Below are 14,536 nucleotides of genomic sequence, written 5' to 3'. Positions count from 1 at the left end.
CCCGCACCTCCGCCTCCCTCGCCAGGCCGGGCCGCACGCCGCCGCGGCCGCGTGCGGGTTATTGACGCGAGCGAACTCGCACGGGCTGACTATCCTGGAACCCAAATGGACACCCCGCTCGCTGAACTGCACAAACGCCTGCCCGAGCTCATGGCGCGTGATCAACGCCGGCTCGCCAGGCGCCTCGACGGCGCACGCAAGGTCAAAGACCCCCTGGCCCGCCGCAAGATCACCGAGGAGATCGCCTCCCAGTTCGACGAGGCGGCCCTCAAGGTCGCGCTGCGCCGGGAGTCCGTCCCCCCGATCAGCTACCCGCAAGAGCTCCCGGTCAGCCAGCACAAGGACGACATCAAGGAGCTCATCGCGCGGCACCAGGTCGTGATCGTCGCCGGCGAGACCGGCTCGGGCAAGACCACCCAGCTGCCCAAGATCTGCCTGGAGCTCGGCCGCGGCATCACCGGCCAGATCGGCCACACCCAGCCCCGCCGCATCGCCGCGCGCACCGTCGCCGAACGCGTCGCCGAGGAACTGGGCACCAAGCTCGGCGACACCGTCGGCTACAAGGTCCGCTTCACCGACCAGTCCGGTGACGAGACCCTGGTCAAGCTCATGACCGACGGCATCCTGCTCGCCGAGATCCAGACCGACAGGACCCTGTCGCGCTACGACACGATCATCATCGACGAGGCCCACGAACGCAGCCTCAACGTCGACTTCCTGCTCGGCTACCTCAAGCAGCTGCTGCCGCGCCGCCCCGACCTCAAGGTCGTCATCACCTCCGCGACGATCGACCCGCAGCGCTTCAGCCAGCACTTCGACAACGCCCCGGTCATCGAGGTCTCCGGCCGCACCTACCCCGTCGAGACCCGCTACCGGCCGCTGCAGGAGGACGACGACCAGACCCAGGGCATCGTCAACGCCGTCCACGAGCTGCAGGCCGAAGGCCCCGGCGACATCCTCGTGTTCCTCTCCGGCGAACGCGAGATCCGCGACACCGCCGACGCCCTCAAGGCCGAAGACCTCCGCAACACCGAGATCCTCCCGCTCTACGCACGCCTCAGCGTCGGCGAGCAGCACCGGGTCTTCCAGCGCCACACCGGCAGGCGCGTCGTGCTCGCCACCAACGTCGCCGAGACCAGCCTCACCGTGCCGGGCATCAAGTACGTCATCGACCCCGGCAACGCCCGCATCTCCCGCTACAGCCACCGCCTCAAGGTCCAGCGCCTGCCGATCGAACCGATCAGCCAGGCGAGCGCGAACCAGCGCAAGGGCCGCTGCGGCCGCGTCAGCGAAGGCATCTGCATCCGCCTGTACTCCGAAGAGGACTTCGAAGCGCGGCCGGAGTTCACCGACGCCGAGATCCTGCGCACCAACCTCGCCAGCGTCATCCTGCAGATGACCAACATCGGCCTCGGCGACGTCGCGAAGTTCCCCTTCATCGACCCGCCCGACGCCCGCAACATCAACGACGGCATCGGTCTGCTGCAGGAGCTCGGCGCCATCAACGCCGCCGAGAAGAAGCTCACCCCCACCGGCCGCAAGCTCGCCGCCCTGCCCGTCGACCCCCGCCTGGGCCGCATGGTCCTCGAGGCCGACACCACCGGCTGCCTCAAAGAAGTCATGATCATCGCCGCGGCGCTGTCCATCCAGGACCCCCGCGAACGCCCCGCCGACCAGCAGGAAGCCGCGACCGCGCAGCACGCCAGGTTCGTCGACCCCGAATCCGACTTCGGCACGTTCCTCAACCTGTGGGAGTACCTCAAGCAGCAGCAGAAGGAGCTGTCGGGCAACCAGTTCCGCAAGCGCTGCAAGGCCGAGTTCCTCAACTACCTGCGCGTGCGCGAGTGGCAGGACATCTACCTGCAGCTGCGCCAGGTCGCCAAGCAGATCGGCATGCACCTCAACGACCAGCCCGGCGACCCCCGCAACATCCACATCGCCCTGCTGTCCGGGCTGCTCAGCCACATCGGCGTCAAGGACGTCCTCAAAAAACAGGCGCCCGGCGACAAACGCCGTCCGATGACCGAGTTCCTGGGCGCCCGCAACGCCAAGTTCGCGATCTTCCCCGGCTCCGCCCTCGCGAAGAAGCCACCGCAGTGGGTCATGGCCGCCGAACTCGTCGAGACCAGCCGGCTGTGGGGACGCATCGTCGCCAAGATCGAACCCGAGTGGGCCGAACGCCTCGGCGAACACGTCGTCAAACGCCAGTACTCCGAACCGCACTGGGAAGCCAAACGCGGCAGCGTCGTCGCCCTGGAGAAGGTGACGCTGTACGGGGTGCCGATCGTCGCCGGCCGCAAGGTCAACTACGGCCGCATCGACCCCGTGCTGTCACGTGAGCTGTTCATCCGCCACGCGCTCGTGCAGGGGGAGTGGACCACCCACCACCGCTTCTTCCACACCAACCGCGCGATGCTCGAGGAAGTCGGCGAGCTGGAGAACCGCGCCCGCCGCCGCGACATCGTCGTCGACGAGGAGACGCTGTTCGAGTTCTACGACAAACGCGTCGCCCCCGAGGTCGTCTCCGCCCGGCACTTCGACTCGTGGTGGAAGAAGCAGAAGGACAAGAACCAGCTCACCTTCACCAAGGAGATGCTGGTCAACGACCGCGCCGACGTCAGCCCCGACGCCTACCCCGACCAGTGGCGCCAAGGCGAGCTGACCCTGCCGCTGAGCTACCACTTCGAACCGGGCAGCCGCCACGACGGCGTCACCGTGAAGCTCCCGCTGCCCGCGCTCACCACGCTCGACGACGACGCGTTCTCCTGGCAGATCCCCGGCCTGCGCCACGACCTCGTCGTCGCGCTCATCCGCTCCCTGCCCAAGCAGATCCGCCGCAACTTCGTCCCCGTCCCCGACGTCGCCACCGCCGTGCTGGCCCGCATCAAACCCGAGGAGACGTCGCTGCTCACCGGCGTCGAACGCGAGCTCAAAGCACTCACCGGCGTCACGGTGCACCGCGAGGACTGGCAGCTCGACGCCGTCCCCGACCACCTCAAGCTCACCTTCCAGGTCGTCGACGAGCACGACCGCACCCTGGCCGAGGGCAAGGACATCGCCGCGCTCAAGGACAAGCTGCGCGACGAGGTCCGCGAGTCGCTCAGCCAGGCCGCCGGGCACCTCGAACGCACCGGCATCACCACGTGGGACTTCGGCACCCTGCCGCGCACGATCGAGCAACGGCAGTCCGGCATCACCGTCACCGCCTACCCCTCGCTCATCGACCACGGCGACACCGTCGCGATCAAGGTCCTCGACACCCCCGGCCGCCAGGCCCACGCCCACCGCCGCGGCGTGCGCCGGCTGCTGCTGCTCGGCATCAACTCACCCGTCAAGCACCTGCAACGCCACCTCGACAACGCCGCCAAGCTCGCCCTGACCCGCAACCCCCACGGCGGCGTCGCACCCCTGCTCGCGGACTGCATCACCGCCGCCGTCGACCGGCTCATGGGCGAGCCCGCCTGGGACGCCGCGGCCTACGCCGCGCAGCTCAAGAAGGTCCAGGCGGCCATCAACGACACCACCTGGGTCGTCGTGCAGGAGGTCCGCAAGATCCTGCACGCCGCCCACGAGGCCGAGCTGGCACTGACCGGGCTGAAAGGCGCCCCGGACTCCGCGGCCGACCTGCGCGCACACCTCGGCTCGCTGGTGTACAAGGGGTTCGTCACCGACACCGGCTACGACCGGCTGCCCGACCTCGTCCGCTACCTCAAGGGCATCGCACGGCGCATCGAGAAGCTGCCCGAGAACCCGCGCCGCGACCTGGAGTGGACCGACAAGATCCACCAGGTGCACGCCGAGTACCGGGAGCTGCGCGCGCAGACACCGGCCGACGAGCCGTCACCGGAGCTCGACGAGATCCGGTGGATGATCGAGGAGCTGCGGCTGTCCTACTTCGCCCAGACCATCGGGACGCGCTACACCGTCAGCGACAAGCGGATCTACAAAGCACTCGACGCCGTGCCGCTGTGACCCATGGCACGGCACCACGCCGTGCCGCTACCGTGAGCCATGAACCTCGACGGATATTCCACGTGGTCCGTCCAGATCACCAGCGACGTACGCAACGCATACGACGACACCCGAGCCCGGTTCGACGACGCCCTGCGGGAGGTCCTCGTCGAGCTGAGGCAGGAACTGGGCCACGAACCCGTGTTCGGGCTCAGCCTGGTGCAGATCCCCGGCGACGATCCGCACTGGAAGCAGCTGAAACCGGACGTCGTGGAGGTCTCCGAAGGCCTCATGCGCTCCCGCGACGTCCTCGCGCCACTGGAGTCAGTCATCCGGAAGCTCGCCCAGTAGCGCCTCACCCGTGCGGTACAACTCCACCAGCAACGGCCGCAGCAACAACCCGGCGGACGTCAGCGCGTACGACGTCCGCACCGGGAAACCGGGGGAGCGGGTGCACGACACCAGGCCCTGCGCGGTCAACGACTCCAGCCGCTCGGTCAGCACCTTCGCGCTCAGCGCCGGCAACCCCGCCCGCAACGCCGAGAACGACCGCGGCCCGTGCATGAGGTCCCGCAGCACCAGCGTCGCCCACCGGCCGCTGACCGCCGCCAGCGCCACCTCCACCGGGCACTGCGCCGACGGCCGGTCCCAGGTCACCGTTTGGTGACCCACGCCGGCGAACGCGACGCTCACAGCATGACCATCCACCCCGCCAGTGTGGCCCACGAGTTCGCCGCCGCGTTCAACTCCCGCGACCCGCGGGCCGTCGACGCCGTCTACGAACCCGGCGGCCTGTTCGTCCCCGAACCCGGCACCACCGCCACCGGCGCCGCCCGCCGCACGGCCAACCAGCGGTTCCTCCGCCTCGGCCTGCCCATCGACGTCCGGCCGCGCCACGTCTACGAACACGACGGCATCGCGCTGCTCATCGTCGACTGGACCATCGGCGAGGTGACCGGCACCGCCACCGACGTCGCCCGCAGAGCAGCCGACGGCCGGTGGCGGTACGTGATCGACAACCCCTTCGGCACCGCCTAGGACCCCGGCGGCTCCAGCGCGCCGGTCATGATCGCCACCGCGTCCGACATCGACACCGACCGCGGGTCCACCACCGCCTTGCGCCGGCCCAGGCGCTGGATGTGGATGCGGTCGGCCACCTCGAACACGTGCGGCATGTTGTGGCTGACCAGGATCACCGGCAGGCCCCGATCGCGCACCTGCCCGATCAGGTCCAGCACCGCGCGCGACTCCCGCACACCCAGCGCCGCCGTCGGCTCGTCCATGATCACCACCCGGCTGCCGAACGCCGCCGCCCGCGCGACCGCCACGGCCTGGCGCTGACCGCCGGACAGCGTCTCCACCGCCTGGCCCGGGTTTTGGATCGTCATGATCCCCAGCGCGTCGAGCTGGCGGCGCGCCTCCTCCCGCATGCCCTGCCGGTCCAGCATCCGGAACACCGACCCCAGCACACCCTTGCGCCGGCGTTCCCGGCCCAGGAACAGGTTCGCCGCGATGTCCAGCGACGGCGCCACCGCCAGCGACTGGTGCACCGTCTCGATGCCCGCCTTCCGCGCGTCGATCGGCGTCGCGAACGACACCGGCGAACCGTCCAGGAAGATCTCGCCCTCGTCCGGCACCACCGCCCCCGACAGCGCCTTGATCAGCGACGACTTGCCCGCCCCGTTGTCGCCGATCACCGCGAGCACCTCCCCCGGCAGCAGCTCCAGGTCGCTGCCCGCCAGCGCCGTCACCCTGCCGTACCGCTTGACCAGGCCTCTCGCCCGCAGCACCGGGGTGGTCATGCCTTCACCTTCCTGATCCACTGGTCCAGCGACACCGCCACGATGATCAGCACCCCCACCGCCATCGTCTGCCACAGCACGTCCACGCCCGCGAGCGCCAGACCGTTGCGGAACACGCCGACGATCAACGCGCCGATCAACGACCCCACCACCGCGCCGCGGCCGCCGAACAGCGACGTCCCGCCGATCACCACCGCCGTGATCGAGTCCAGGTTGTCGGTCTGCCCCGCCTGCGGGCTCGCCGAGGCGATCCGGCCGACCAGCGTCCACGCCGCCACCGCGTAGATCAGCCCCGCCGTCGCGTACACGCTCAGCAGCACCCGCGCCGTCCGGATCCCCGACAGCCGCGAGGCCTCCAGGTCGTCACCGGTCGAGTAGACGTGCCGGCCCCACGCGGTGTTCTTCAGCACGAACGCCATCGCCGCCACCAGCAGCACCAGCAGGATCGAGCCGTAGGTGATGCGCGTGCCGCCCACGGTGACCGTCTGCCCGGTCCACAGCAGCAACGACGGCATGTCCGTGCCCCGGATCGTGGCACTGCCCGAGTACCAGAGGTTCAGCGCGAAGAACACGTTCAACGTGCCCAGCGTGACGATGAACGGCGGCAGCTTCAACCGCGTCACCAGCAGCCCGTTGAGCAGCCCGCACAGCGTGCCCACCACGAACCCCAGCAGCAGCGCCGGCAGGCCCGGCAGGCCGGTCTCCGAGGCGACCTTCGCGATCACGATCGAGGTCAGCACCATGATCGCCCCGCACGACAGGTCGATGCCCGCCGTCAGGATCACGATCGTCTGCCCCACCGCGAGCGTCCCCACCACCGCGACCTGCTGCAGGACCAGCGAGATGTTGCCCGGCGTGAGGAACCGCTCCGACAGCAACGCGAACACCACCACCGACACCAGCAGCACCACCGCCGGCCCGATCGTGGCCTGCGCGTGCAGCAGGTGCTGCACGCGCGTCAGCAGCGAACGATCCCGGTGCTCCACCGCGGCCGTCATCCTCAGCCCCAGCAGTTCTGCAGGCCGAACGCCGAGTCCTTCGACTCCACGCCCTCGGCCGGCTGGTCGGTGATCAGCGTGACCCCGGTGTCGGTGTCCTGCGGCTTGGAGCCGTCACCGGCGAACTTCGTGACCGCCTCCACACCCAGCTGGGCCATCTTCAGCGGGTACTGCTGCGACGTCGCCCCGATCACCCCCGCCTTGACGTTGTTCACGCCGGGGCAGCCGCCGTCGACCGACACGATCACGACGTCCTTGTCCTTGCCCGCCGCCTTCAACGCCTCGTACGCGCCCGCCGCAGCGGGTTCGTTGATCGTGTAGACGAGGGTGATGCCGGGATCGCGCTGCAGCAGGTTCTCCATCGCCGTGCGGCCGCCGGCGGGGTCGCCGTTGGTCACCTCGTGCCCCACGATCCGCGGGTCGGACTCGTCGCCGATGCGGGTCTTGTCCTTCACGTCGACGCCGAAGCCCTCCAGGAACCCCTGGTCGCGCTGCACGTCCACCGACACCTGGTTCGGGTTGAGGTCCAGCAACGCGATCCTGGCCTGCCGGCCCTCCTTCGCGAACTTCGCCTTCGCCCACCGCCCGATCAGCAGACCGGCCTGGTAGTTGTCCGTCGCGAACGTCGCGTCGGCCGCGTCGGCGGGCTCCAGCGGCGTGTCCAGCGCGATCACCAGCAGGCCCGCCGCCCGCGCCTTGTCCACCGACGGCACGATCGCCTTCGAGTCGCTCGGCGTGATCAGCACGCCCTTGGCGCCCGAGGCGATCAGGTTCTCGATCGCGTCGACCTGCGACTGGTTGTCGCCGTCCTGCTTGCCCGCGAACGACTGCACCGTCACACCCGAGGCCGAGGCCGCCTGCTGCGCGCCCTCCTTCATCTTCACGAAGAACGGGTTCGTGTCCGTCTTCGTGACCAGCCCCACCACCGTCGCACCGCCGGAGGACCCGCCACCACCCCCGCACGCGGTGACCGCCACGAGCACCGCCGCTGCGCTGACAAACCCGACCGCTCTGCGCATGACCACTCCTACGTCATCGTTGACGTAACCACCCGTCCGCAATCCCTCTGCCGTGAACGGAAGAGCAGCTACACGAGCCAGTATTTCGGTATACCGTTGCGTCATCGTTGACGCAATAGCCGTCGGGAGCAGGGAAGGACGAGATGGGACAGGGTGCCGGGCGCCGCGAGCCCACCATGCGCGAGGTCGCCGCGCTGGCGAAGGTCAGCACCAAGACCGTCTCGCGCGTCATCAACGGCCTGCCCGGCGCCGGCACCGAGGTCACCGACCGCGTCCGCGCCGCCGCACGCACCCTGGGCTACCGGCCCGACCTCACCGCCAGCAGCCTGCGCCGCTCCGACCGCCGCAGCGCCACCATCGGCGTGCTGTTCGAGGACCTGTCCAACCCGTTCGACTCCGCCCTGCTGCGCGCCGTGGAGGACCGCGCCCGCCACAGCGGCGTCCTCGTCCTGGCCGGCAGCAGCGAGGACGACCGCGCCCTGCAACGGGAACTGCTCGTCTCGCTGTCCGCGCGCCGCGTCGACGGCGTCGTCGTCATGGCCGCGGGCGGCCACCAGGACGCCCTGCACCAGGAACGCGAACGCGGCACCCCGATGGTCCTGGTCGACCGGCCGCCCACCTTCGGCGGCACCGACTGCGTCACCACCACCAACCGCGACAGCTCCCGCGACGCCGTCCTGCGGCTCGCCGCGCTCGGCCACCGCGACATCGGCTTCCTCGGCGACCGCCGCACCCTGTGGACCAGCCAGGAGCGCTACACCGGCTATCTCGAAGGCCTCGCCCAGGCCGGCCTCACCCTGCGCGAGGAGCTCGTGCGCACCGACCTGCACGGCGACGCCCCCGCCGAGGCGGCCGCGCGCACGCTGCTCGGCCTCGCCCGGCCGCCTACAGCGCTGTTCACCGCGCAGAACCTCGTCACCGTCGGCGCCATGCGCGCGCTGCGCGCCCGCGGGGAGCACCGCCGCGTCGCCCTCATCGGCTTCGACGACTTCCGGCTCGCCGACCTGCTCGAACCCGGCATCACCGTCGTGCGCCAGGACGTGCCCGGCATCGGCCGCAAAGCCGCCGAGCTCGTCCTGGCCCGCATCGACGGCGACACCTCACCCCCCGTGCACGCCGTCGTCCCCGCGACGCTGGTGCGCCGCGGCTCCGGCGAGATCCCGCCACCCACCGGCTGACCGCCCGCGCGCGCCGGAGCCGGCTACGCCACCTCGAGCAGCAGCCCGGCCAGCTCGACCGGCGTGGTGATCATGCAGTCGTGCCCCGTCTGCAGCTCCCGCACCCGCTCGCCCGCCGGGACGGGACGCCGGGTGATGCCCGCCGGCCGGCTCCCGACGCAGTGGATGTGCGTGCGCGGGATCGTGCGCGCCGCCGGGTCGTCCAGCCGGACCGGCTCCTGCAGGCAGCGCACCGGCTGGTCCGACAGCATCGAGCGCAGCCAGGCGACGTCGCCGGGATCGGTGACCCCGAACAGGCCCAGCGGCGGCGGTTGCTCCGGCATCGGCGGGATCCGCCAGCCGTCCACGGCCGCGTCGACGAGCTGCCGGGCGACCGGGAGGACGTCCACCGCGGTCTCACCGTCCCGCGGGACCATCGCGTCGAGGAACACCAGGTGCGCGATCCGCTTCGGAACGCGGTGGGACACCCCCGAGATGACCATCCCGGCGTAGCTGTGCCCGACGAGCACGACGTCGTCGAGACCCTCGCCTTCGATGAGACCGGCGATGTCGTCGACGTGGGTGCCGAGCCCGACGCCGGGGCCCAGCAGGTGCGCCTTGTCGCCGTACCCGGTCAGCGACGGCGCGAGCACCCGGTGCCCGGCCGGCTCCAGCAGCGGGACCACCCGGTCCCAGCACCGCCCGCTGTGCCAGGCGCCGTGCACCAGCAGAAATGTCGCCATCGCGTGTGGTTCCTCCTCGTGTCTCGGTACCATTCGGTAACCGAGAACATCGTCATCCCCACCACGCGCACCGGGCAATACGGCACTTTCCGGTGCCCCGGTTCCCAGGAGGTAACCCCGTGCAGGACCCGTGCCGAGCCCGCGAGGTCCTCGGGATCGTCGGCGACAAGTGGGCGCTGCTCGTCGTGCGCACGCTCAAGGACGGGCCGCGGCGTTTCACCGAACTCAAGCGGGCCATCGACGGCATCAGCCAGCGCATGCTCACCGTGACGCTGCGCGACCTCGAACGCGACGGCATCCTGACCCGCACGGTCCACAACGTCATGCCGCCGCACGTCAGCTACGAGCTCACCGAGATGGGCCGGACCCTGCGCGAGGCCACCGCGCCGCTGCTCGAGTGGAGCACCACGCACCTGGCGCACATCGACGCCGCCCGCGCGGCCTACGACACCCGCCGGCCACCCCGGGACCACTCGCGCGGGACGCCGCTCAGCTGAGCGACAGCACCGCGTCGACGACCTGCGGACCCGACAGCAGCACCTCGTCGTTGTGGTCGGCGCCCGCGATCTCGATCAGCCTGGCCCGCGCGGCCGCCGCCACCGCCCGGCTCTGCGCCGGCGGCACCACCGAGTCCGCCGTGCCCAGCACCACCACCGTCGGCACGTCCACCGCGGCCACCCGCTCCGCCAGCGGGAACTTGTCCTGCAGCAACATCCGCACCGGCAGCCACGGGTAGTGGTGCGACCCGGCCGCCGCCAGCGACGTGAACGGCGACCGCAGCACCATCCCGCGCGGCGCCCGGTAGGTCGCGAGCTCGACCGCCACCGCCGCACCCAGCGACTCGCCGAAGTAGACGACCGGCCCGTCCAGCAGGTCCAGCGCCGCCCGCGCGTCGTAGGCCAGACCCTCCTCCGTGGGCTTGCCGGGGTTGTCGCCGTACCCGCGGTAGTCGAACAACAGCACCGACAACCCGCGCGAGGTCAGCTCACGCGCCAGCGGCACCCGCCCCAGCCGGTTGCCGCCGTTGCCCGGGAACACGATCACCGTCACCGGCGCGTCCGGCACCACGAAGTGCCACCCGGCCAGCAGCAGACCGTCCGCCGTCACCAGCCGGACGTCCCGCCCGCCGGGCAGCACCTCCTCGGCGGACGGCAGCGGACCGGGGGAGGGGAAGTAGACCAGCTTGCGCTGAAAGGCGAAGACCACGGCGACGATGGTGACAACCACCGCCACCGCGATCAACACCGCCCTCCGCACACCCCCATCTCAGCAGCGTTTGTCCGTGTTGGCGAAGTGCGCGTACTCCGGGTTGTCGAACAGGTGCCCCTGCGCCTGCGTGCACACGCTGAGCGTGTCCGTGCCCGACGACCACACCTCCTGCTGGCGGTTGGCGCCCTTCTTGTAGCCCTGCACGCCACCGGAGGTCAGGATCCCGGCCGCGACGCGGTAGTCACCGCCCCGGTTGTGGTAGCTGTCCCAGACGTAGACGTAGGCCCAGTTCTTCCCGCAGCCCTTGAACTGCTTCACCGACGCCCACTGCGCACCGGCCTCCCAGCCGATGTAGGCCGTGCCGCCGATCTGCGTCACCGGGCCGCAGCCGGGCGCCGACTCCGCGTGCGCCACCCCAGAGGACAACACGCCAGAGGACAACCCGGCCAGTGCGAAAGCGGCCACCGCCGCGACAGAAACGATTCTCACACCGCGACGGTGCCCCGCTCCGGTTAGCCCGCGGTAAACCAGCCCGCGGAGATCACCCTTCGGCAGGCGCGAACGGCACCAGCACCACGGTGATGTTGTCGTGGCCACCGGCCTCCAGCGCGACCTTCACGAACTCCTCCGGCCCGCACGGCAGCAACGGCTGCAGGTCCTCCGGCTGCGGCCGGTAGTTGTGCAGCCCGTCCGAGCACAGCAGGAACACCCCCGGACCGGACGGCTTGAGCGTCACCACCTGCGGCACCACCGGCCCGGCGTCCGCGCCGATCCACCGCGACAGCACGTGCGCCCGGCGGTCCGTGCGCGCCTGCTCCTCGGTCAGCACACCCTCCGCCACCAGCTGCGCCGCCCACGTGTCGTCCGCCGTGAGCTGCTGCGAGCCCTCCGCCGCCAGCCAGTACGCCCGCGAGTCGCCCACCCAGCCGATCGTCGCCGCCGACTCCGTCACCAGCGCCGCCACGAACGTGCACGACGGCGCGACACCCCGCCCGCCCGGCTCGACCGGCTCCGCCTCCACCAGCTGCTCGACCGCGAAGCAGGACGCGGCGACCGCGTCGACCATCGCCTGCTCCGGGTCCGCCGCGTCGATCAGCGCGTTGAGCAGCACGTCCACCGCGGCGTCGGCGGCGGCCTGCGAGGCCTGCTCGGCGCGTTCGGACGAGGCCACGCCGTCGCAGACGACGGCGGCGACACCCTTGCCCGCCACGTGCCCGAACGCCATCGAGTCCTCGTTGCGCGCCCGCCGCTTGCCCCGGTCGCTCACCCCCGACACCGTGCCCAGCGCGTACTCGACCCGGTCACGCGCCGAAGGCTGGTGCCGGCCGCACTGGGTGCAGTAGTCCTCGTCATCGATGTCCGGCGAGCCGCACAGGATGCACGACGCCTGCGCGGGACCGGTCGGCCCGCCCAGCGGCGTGCGGCGGACCAGCAGGTTGCGTCCGCACGCCTCGCAGAACCGGTCTTCCGGCGCGACGGGCGCGAAGCACTCCGGGCACTTCAGGGTGTCCATCAAACCAACGTCCTAGGCCTTACCGCGTTCGCGCGGTCCACCAATGCGATCCGTTCCTCCGGCGTGGCCGCGAACCGGGCCAGCGTGCGGTAGCGCCGCTCGAGACCCAGCCGAAGCTCGTGTTCGGAGAGTGCACAGTCCAGCACCCTGCCCTCGGCGGCCTGATTGCGGGTCACGTACTCGTAGGCCGCCTCCAGCAGCTCCGTCGAGAGCTGGGTGTGCGAGTGGACGTCGATGTCCAAGGCGCGCAACCGTTCCCCGGCCGCCACGAGGTCCTCGGCGCCGCAGTCGCCGAGCTGCGCGCGCACCGCCGCGATCTGCGCGGCCAGGTGCTGCGACGAGGTGTCCGGCACCGACAGCAGCACCTCGACCGCCCGCGACCGGTCACCGCACGCGAGCAGCACCCGCGCCAGCCCGAACGCCGCCGACACGTACGAGTGGTCCGTGTGCCAGACCAGCTCGTACCAGCCCGCCGCCGCCTTCAGGTCGCCGGTGGCCTCCGCGCACACGCCCAGCGCGAGCTTCGGCGCCGCCTCACCCGGCACCGCCGAGCACACCGCGTCGAAGAAGCCCAGCGCGTCACCGGGCCGCCGGTCGGCCAGCGCCGCGAGACCCCGGTACCAGTCCGGCCGCCAGTCCTCGGCCGGGTGCAGCTCCGGCTCGTCGAACATCGACGGCGCCGTCAGCGCCTCCAGCTCGCGCAGCGCGGCCGCGGTGTCACCGGACTCGATCAGCACCCGCACGATCCGCAGCCGCACCTCCACGGTGACCTCCGGCGCCTTGCGCAGCCCCTGCGGGTCCGACGTCGTCGCCGTGGCGAGCCACGACGCCGCCGCGTCGGAGGTGTTCACGCTCGGCGCCGGCAACGCGAGCAGCACCTCCGCGAGGTCCAGCCCGCCCTCCACGCCGAAGCGGCGCCGTTCCGGCGTGAACTGCCGCGACAGGCCCGGCCGCGGCACGCCGTCCTCGATCGCCAGCACCTCCCGCAGCACGCCCGTGAGCTGCTCGGCCATCTCCTCGGCCGAGCAGAACCGCAGCTCCGGGTTCGGGTTGGTCGCGCGCAGCAGCAGCCGGTGGAACGACTCGAACCGGCCCAGCAGCGGTTCCTCCTCCACCGTGGGCAGCCGGTCCTTGCAGCGGCCGCGGAAGTCGAACGGGAAGCTCATCACCGCCAGCGCCCGCCCGACGGTGTAGATGTCGGAGAACACCGACGGCCCGATCGTGCCGATCTCCGGCGCCTGGTAGCCGACCGTGCCGTAGATGGGGGAGTGGTGGTCGTCGATGCGCCGCACCGCGCCCAGGTCGATCAGCTTGAGCTGCTCCTCTGTGTGGATCATGTTGTCCGGCTTGAAGTCGCAGTACAGCAGCCCCACGCCGTGCAGGTAGCCCACCGCGGGCAGGATCTCCAGCACGTAGGCGACGGCCTGCGCCAGCGGCAGCGCCTCGTCACCGCGGCCCTCCCGGCGGCGGCGCGTGATCATGTCCTTGATCGACTCGCCGCCGACGTACTCCATCACGATGTAGTCGACCAGGCCGCCGCTCTCGCGGTTCGCGTGCCGGATGAAGTTGTGGATCTTCACGATGTTGGGGTGCTCGACCTCGGCGAGGAACCGCCGCTCGGCCAGCGCCGCCGCCATCGCGTCGGCGTCACCCGAGTCGAGCAGGCCCTTGAGCACCACCCACCGGTCGCTCACCGCGTGGTCGAGCGCCAGGTACAGCCACCCCAGCCCGCCGTGCGCGAGGCAGCCCAGCACCTCGTACTGGTCGTGCAGCAGCTCGCCCGGCGCCAGCTTCGGCGTGAACGAGTACGCGTGCCCGCACTGCGGGCAGAACCCCTCCACCCGGCCCGGCTTGCCGTGCCGGGCCCGCCCGACCTTCGTGGCGCACTTCGAGCAGAACCGCTTCGCCTCGGGGACCTCGGGATCGGTCAGCACCGCGGTCTTGGGGTCGCGGTAGGGCACCCGCGGCACCTCGACCAGCCCCGCGCCCAGCCGGCCGCGGCTCATCGACCGCGCGCTGCCGCGGCGCGCCCGTCCCGAACTGGACCGGATCGCCTCCTGCGACGCCGACCAGGGCGCGGTGCCGGGTGCCGTGCCCGGTGCCGTCGACGGACCCGTCGCCGGCAGGTCGAGTTGTTCAGCCAT

At 71.1% G+C, this 14,536-nt stretch carries 14 protein-coding genes; 5 read left to right on the top strand and 9 right to left on the bottom strand.

The window, feature by feature from the left end; genetic code table 11:
* The first annotated feature begins 105 nt into the window (after nucleotides 1-105).
* The gene (hrpA, locus tag BMW88_RS18225; RefSeq protein ID WP_089952064.1) at nucleotides 106-3,972 is read left to right on the top strand and encodes an ATP-dependent RNA helicase HrpA; all 3,867 of its coding nucleotides are present in this window, start codon (nucleotides 106-108) and stop codon (nucleotides 3,970-3,972) included.
* Between the two features lie 39 nt (nucleotides 3,973-4,011).
* Nucleotides 4,012-4,302 carry a hypothetical protein gene (locus BMW88_RS18220; protein ID WP_089952061.1) on the top strand — a complete coding sequence of 97 codons (291 nt, stop codon included), beginning with the start codon at nucleotides 4,012-4,014 and terminating at the stop codon, nucleotides 4,300-4,302.
* Here BMW88_RS18220 and BMW88_RS18215 read toward each other — a convergent pair.
* Entirely contained in the window at nucleotides 4,276-4,644 is a 369-nt protein-coding gene (locus tag BMW88_RS18215) for a winged helix-turn-helix transcriptional regulator (RefSeq protein WP_245777883.1), read from the bottom strand. The genes BMW88_RS18220 and BMW88_RS18215 overlap by 27 nt on opposite strands.
* 3 nt (nucleotides 4,645-4,647) lie before the next feature.
* Here BMW88_RS18215 and BMW88_RS18210 point away from each other — a divergent pair, with 3 nt between their 5' ends.
* Nucleotides 4,648-4,989 (top strand): YybH family protein, encoded by a 342-nt coding sequence (locus BMW88_RS18210; protein WP_089952214.1) that lies wholly within the window; start codon nucleotides 4,648-4,650, stop codon nucleotides 4,987-4,989.
* Here the strand turns inward: BMW88_RS18210 and BMW88_RS18205 are convergent.
* Genes BMW88_RS18205 through BMW88_RS18195 form a run of 3 tightly spaced genes read right to left on the bottom strand, consistent with a single transcriptional unit; the run spans nucleotide 4,986 to nucleotide 7,770 of the window.
* Nucleotides 4,986-5,753, bottom strand: a complete 768-nt coding sequence (locus BMW88_RS18205) for an ATP-binding cassette domain-containing protein (RefSeq protein ID WP_089952060.1) — start codon at nucleotides 5,751-5,753, stop codon at nucleotides 4,986-4,988. The two genes, BMW88_RS18210 and BMW88_RS18205, sit on opposite strands and share 4 nt — an antisense overlap.
* Nucleotides 5,750-6,751: an ABC transporter permease gene (locus tag BMW88_RS18200; protein ID WP_089952057.1), complete on the bottom strand. Its 1,002-nt coding sequence runs from the start codon at nucleotides 6,749-6,751 to the stop codon at nucleotides 5,750-5,752. The genes BMW88_RS18205 and BMW88_RS18200 overlap by 4 nt, the downstream gene beginning before the upstream one ends.
* 2 nt (nucleotides 6,752-6,753) lie before the next feature.
* Nucleotides 6,754-7,770: a sugar ABC transporter substrate-binding protein gene (locus tag BMW88_RS18195; protein ID WP_089952212.1), complete on the bottom strand. Its 1,017-nt coding sequence runs from the start codon at nucleotides 7,768-7,770 to the stop codon at nucleotides 6,754-6,756.
* A gap of 143 nt (nucleotides 7,771-7,913) precedes the next feature.
* Here BMW88_RS18195 and BMW88_RS18190 point away from each other — a divergent pair, with 143 nt between their 5' ends.
* Nucleotides 7,914-8,948, top strand: coding sequence for a LacI family DNA-binding transcriptional regulator (locus BMW88_RS18190; protein ID WP_089952056.1), 1,035 nt, complete (start codon nucleotides 7,914-7,916; stop codon nucleotides 8,946-8,948).
* Nucleotides 8,949-8,971: 23 nt separating this feature from the next.
* Here the strand turns inward: BMW88_RS18190 and BMW88_RS18185 are convergent, their stop codons facing one another.
* Nucleotides 8,972-9,670 carry an alpha/beta fold hydrolase gene (locus BMW88_RS18185; protein WP_089952054.1) on the bottom strand — a complete coding sequence of 233 codons (699 nt, stop codon included), beginning with the start codon at nucleotides 9,668-9,670 and terminating at the stop codon, nucleotides 8,972-8,974.
* 119 nt (nucleotides 9,671-9,789) lie between these two features.
* Here BMW88_RS18185 and BMW88_RS18180 point away from each other — a divergent pair, with 119 nt between their 5' ends.
* Nucleotides 9,790-10,167, top strand: a complete 378-nt coding sequence (locus BMW88_RS18180) for a winged helix-turn-helix transcriptional regulator (protein ID WP_177221166.1) — start codon at nucleotides 9,790-9,792, stop codon at nucleotides 10,165-10,167.
* Here the strand turns inward: BMW88_RS18180 and BMW88_RS18175 are convergent.
* Genes BMW88_RS18175 through BMW88_RS18160 form a run of 4 tightly spaced genes read right to left on the bottom strand, consistent with a single transcriptional unit; the run spans nucleotide 10,160 to nucleotide 14,536 of the window.
* Complete coding sequence (locus tag BMW88_RS18175) at nucleotides 10,160-10,927, bottom strand: alpha/beta hydrolase (protein WP_089952051.1); 768 nt, start codon at nucleotides 10,925-10,927, stop codon at nucleotides 10,160-10,162. The genes BMW88_RS18180 and BMW88_RS18175 overlap by 8 nt on opposite strands.
* A gap of 9 nt (nucleotides 10,928-10,936) precedes the next feature.
* Nucleotides 10,937-11,368 carry a hypothetical protein gene (locus tag BMW88_RS18170; protein ID WP_143116129.1) on the bottom strand — a complete coding sequence of 144 codons (432 nt, stop codon included), beginning with the start codon at nucleotides 11,366-11,368 and terminating at the stop codon, nucleotides 10,937-10,939.
* Nucleotides 11,369-11,420: 52 nt separating this feature from the next.
* The gene (locus tag BMW88_RS18165) at nucleotides 11,421-12,392 is read right to left on the bottom strand and encodes a PP2C family protein-serine/threonine phosphatase (protein ID WP_089952048.1); all 972 of its coding nucleotides are present in this window, start codon (nucleotides 12,390-12,392) and stop codon (nucleotides 11,421-11,423) included.
* Nucleotides 12,392-14,536: a serine/threonine-protein kinase gene (locus BMW88_RS18160; RefSeq protein WP_089952046.1), complete on the bottom strand. Its 2,145-nt coding sequence runs from the start codon at nucleotides 14,534-14,536 to the stop codon at nucleotides 12,392-12,394. The genes BMW88_RS18165 and BMW88_RS18160 overlap by 1 nt, the downstream gene beginning before the upstream one ends.

Origin of the sequence: Lentzea xinjiangensis, from assembly GCF_900110955.1 — a bacterium.
GTDB classification, from domain to species: domain Bacteria; phylum Actinomycetota; class Actinomycetes; order Mycobacteriales; family Pseudonocardiaceae; genus Lentzea; species Lentzea xinjiangensis.
Note: the sequence above shows the minus strand (reverse complement) of the source record. Positions and strands in the feature narration are given on the sequence as shown.

What these genes read in the sequence shown, in the direction of transcription:
- BMW88_RS18205 (WP_089952060.1), bottom strand. Translation starts at nt 5,753, where the DNA reads ATGACCACCCCGGTGCTGCGGGCGAGAGGCCTGGTCAAGCGGTACGGC.
- BMW88_RS18200 (WP_089952057.1), bottom strand. Translation starts at nt 6,751, where the DNA reads ATGACGGCCGCGGTGGAGCACCGGGATCGTTCGCTGCTGACGCGCGTG.
- hrpA (WP_089952064.1), top strand. Translation starts at nt 106, where the DNA reads ATGGACACCCCGCTCGCTGAACTGCACAAACGCCTGCCCGAGCTCATG.
- BMW88_RS18210 (WP_089952214.1), top strand. Translation starts at nt 4,648, where the DNA reads ATGACCATCCACCCCGCCAGTGTGGCCCACGAGTTCGCCGCCGCGTTC.
- BMW88_RS18195 (WP_089952212.1), bottom strand. Translation starts at nt 7,770, where the DNA reads ATGCGCAGAGCGGTCGGGTTTGTCAGCGCAGCGGCGGTGCTCGTGGCG.
- BMW88_RS18190 (WP_089952056.1), top strand. Translation starts at nt 7,914, where the DNA reads ATGGGACAGGGTGCCGGGCGCCGCGAGCCCACCATGCGCGAGGTCGCC.
- BMW88_RS18220 (WP_089952061.1), top strand. Translation starts at nt 4,012, where the DNA reads ATGAACCTCGACGGATATTCCACGTGGTCCGTCCAGATCACCAGCGAC.
- BMW88_RS18165 (WP_089952048.1), bottom strand. Translation starts at nt 12,392, where the DNA reads ATGGACACCCTGAAGTGCCCGGAGTGCTTCGCGCCCGTCGCGCCGGAA.
- BMW88_RS18160 (WP_089952046.1), bottom strand. Translation starts at nt 14,536, where the DNA reads ATGGCTGAACAACTCGACCTGCCGGCGACGGGTCCGTCGACGGCACCG.
- BMW88_RS18185 (WP_089952054.1), bottom strand. Translation starts at nt 9,670, where the DNA reads ATGGCGACATTTCTGCTGGTGCACGGCGCCTGGCACAGCGGGCGGTGC.